This is a genomic window from Sphingomonas sp. CCH9-F2, from assembly GCF_001556735.1.
GTDB lineage: Bacteria > Pseudomonadota > Alphaproteobacteria > Sphingomonadales > Sphingomonadaceae > Sphingomonas > Sphingomonas ginsenosidimutans.
Genome location: NZ_LSJO01000422.1, coordinates 1 through 2,566, shown reverse-complemented (window position 1 = coordinate 2,566; position 2,566 = coordinate 1). Strand labels below are relative to the sequence as shown.

The window sequence follows — 2,566 nt, the reverse complement described above, 5'->3', positions numbered from 1 at the left end:
CCTCGTTCCCGCGGCCCCGGGCGGGGTGATGGGCGGGGCGTTGGTGCCTGCGCCCGCGCCGTTACCCGCTGCGCGGGGCACGGGCGATCACTTGCCCGAATCCCCGATTCTCGACCGGTGGAAGGATTCGGGCAAGCCGCTGCGCTGAGGGTTATGTCGCCGCACGCTCGCGCTCGGCGATCCGGGCGAGGATCGCGCGCTTTTCCGCCGTGTCGGCGCTGCTCCACCCGGCGATCTCGCCGATCGTGCGGTAACAGCCCAGGCAAAGCCCGGACACGGGATCCATGGTGCAGACGAGGTTGCACGGCGACGCCGGAACGTCGTCGGCCTGTTCGGTCATGACGTGAGGGCGACCCCGAGGAAGTCCGGGATCGGGCCGTTCCAGCCGCCATCGTCGGGACCGTCCTGGAACGTATCGCGGCGTTGCGGGCGCTGGTGACGGGGTTCGGCGGTGTCCGCCATGCGCGGCGCGGGCGGGGCGCGATCCGGGCGGGCCGGGCGCTCGCGGCGCTCGGCGGGCGCGGGACGTTCGGCGCGTTCGGTCCGTTCGGCGCGCTCGGTCCGTTCGGGGCGCTCGCGGGTGCGGCGGCGGGCGGGACGGGCGTCGTCTTCCGCCTCCGCCGTCTCCGGCAGCGCGTCGAGCCGCGGGATCGCCTGTCCGGTCAGCTTCTCGATATTCTCGACATTTTCCTGATCGTCCGGCCCCATCAGCGTGTAGGACACGCCGGTCGCGCCGCCGCGCCCGGTACGGCCGATGCGGTGGACGTAATCGTCCGGGTGCCACGGCGCGTCGAAATTGACGACATGGCTGACGCCCTTGATGTCCAGCCCGCGCGCGGCCACGTCGCTGGCGACCAGGATGTTGACGTCGCCCTTCTTGAACCGGTCCAGTTCGGCGAGGCGCGCGGGCTGGTCCATGTCGCCATGGATCTCGCCCGAGGCGAAGCCGTGCTGTTTCAGGCTCTTGTTGAGCTCGCGCACCGTCGTCTTGCGGTTGCAGAAGATGATCGCGGTGCGCACGTCGTCCTGGCGCAGCAGGGTGCGCAGGCTGCGGCGCTTCTCGAACGCGCTGCCCTTCACCGGCACCACCCACTGGGTGATGTTGATGTTGGTGCTGGCGGGGCGCGCGACCTCGATCGTCTTGGGATTGCTGAGGAAGCGGTCGGCCAGCTTCTTGATCGGCGCGGGCATCGTCGCGCTGAACAGCAGGGTCTGGCGCTGTGCCGGCAGCTTGGTGCAAATCTCCTCGATATCGGGGATGAATCCCATGTCGAGCATCCGGTCCGCTTCGTCGATGACCAGCATCGAACAGCCGGTCAGCAGGATCTTGCCGCGGCCGAACAGGTCCATCAGCCGGCCCGGCGTGGCGATCAGCACGTCGACGCCCTTTTCCAGCGCCTTGACCTGATCGCCCATCTGCACGCCGCCGATCAGCAGCGCCATCGAAAGCTTGTGATACTTGCCGTAGATCTCGAAATTCTCGGCCACCTGCGCGGCCAGTTCGCGCGTCGGCTCCAGGATCAGGCTGCGCGGCATGCGCGCGCGGCTGCGCCCCTGCGCCAGGATGTCGATCATCGGCAGCACGAAGCTGGCGGTCTTGCCGGTGCCGGTCTGCGCGATGCCGATGATGTCGCGCATCATCAGCACCGACGGGATGGCGCTGGCCTGGATCGGCGTCGGCTCGGTATAGCCGGTGTCGCCGACGGCGCGGAGGAGTTCGTCGGAAAGGCCGAGGTCGGCGAAGCTCATGCAGATGTCCGGTTGCCGGGGGCGGGCGCGGCCGGCGCCGACGCCCCTTTTCTATCCCGTCCGCGCTTCCCGATCACGGCCGCAAAGTCAAGGAATATGCGCGTTCGAGCGGGTTTTCAGCGGGCCGCCACCAGCTTTCGGAACTGCGCGATCGCGCAGCGGCCGCCCGATCGCGTGCGGATCGCGTCGCGCCGGGCGCAGATTTTGCCGTCGGCGGTCGGCTTCAGGTACATGCCCGAATAGAAATCGAGCGTCGGGCATTGCGAATCCAGCCGCGCGCGCACGCGCTGCGCCCCCTCGACGATCAGATCGACCTCGCCGTCGCGGCCGATCGCCGCGCCGGTCAGCGACGTCATCGTCAGGCAGCGCGGTCCCCTGCGCTCGCGCCACTCCACCGGCGCCGGCGCGCGCATCGCCATCCGCGAGGCCGGGGGCATCCGGGGGATGCGGATGATGAGCCGTTCGTGGATCGTCAGTTGCGCCCATTGCGTGCCGTCGGCCAGCGTATCCGGCGCGGGCGCGCGCGCACCCGCCGCCAAGGGGGCGGCCATCGCGAGCAGCAGGGCGGGCGGAAGGCGCGGGATCATGACTGGCGACCATGGCGGTGACCCGCGCCGGTTGAACGGGGGATGAACCGCCGGCCGGGCCGCGGCAGGCGATTGAACCGCGGCGCGATCGGGCGCAAGGACGCGCGCGTGAACCCGATGCTCGCCCGCTTCGCCGACCGGATCGCCGCGCGCCTGCCCGCTGCCGCGATCGTCACCGATCGCGACGCGATCGCGCCGTGGGAAACCGACTGGCGCCGCCGCTACCATGG

3 protein-coding genes are annotated in these 2,566 nt (G+C 70.4%); all 3 read right to left on the bottom strand.

The window, feature by feature from the left end; translation table 11 throughout:
* Positions 1–151 precede the first annotated feature (151 nt).
* A complete protein-coding gene (locus AX685_RS12010) occupies positions 152–340 on the bottom strand; it encodes a DUF1289 domain-containing protein (RefSeq protein ID WP_066488987.1) in 189 nt (62 codons plus the stop codon).
* Positions 337–1,749: a DEAD/DEAH box helicase gene (locus AX685_RS12005; protein WP_066488985.1), complete on the bottom strand. Its 1,413-nt coding sequence runs from the start codon at positions 1,747–1,749 to the stop codon at positions 337–339. The genes AX685_RS12010 and AX685_RS12005 overlap by 4 nt, the downstream gene beginning before the upstream one ends.
* Positions 1,750–1,865: 116 nt before the next feature.
* Positions 1,866–2,336, bottom strand: a complete 471-nt coding sequence (locus AX685_RS21640) for a hypothetical protein (protein WP_066488979.1) — start codon at positions 2,334–2,336, stop codon at positions 1,866–1,868.
* Between the last annotated feature and the right edge of the window lie 230 nt (positions 2,337–2,566).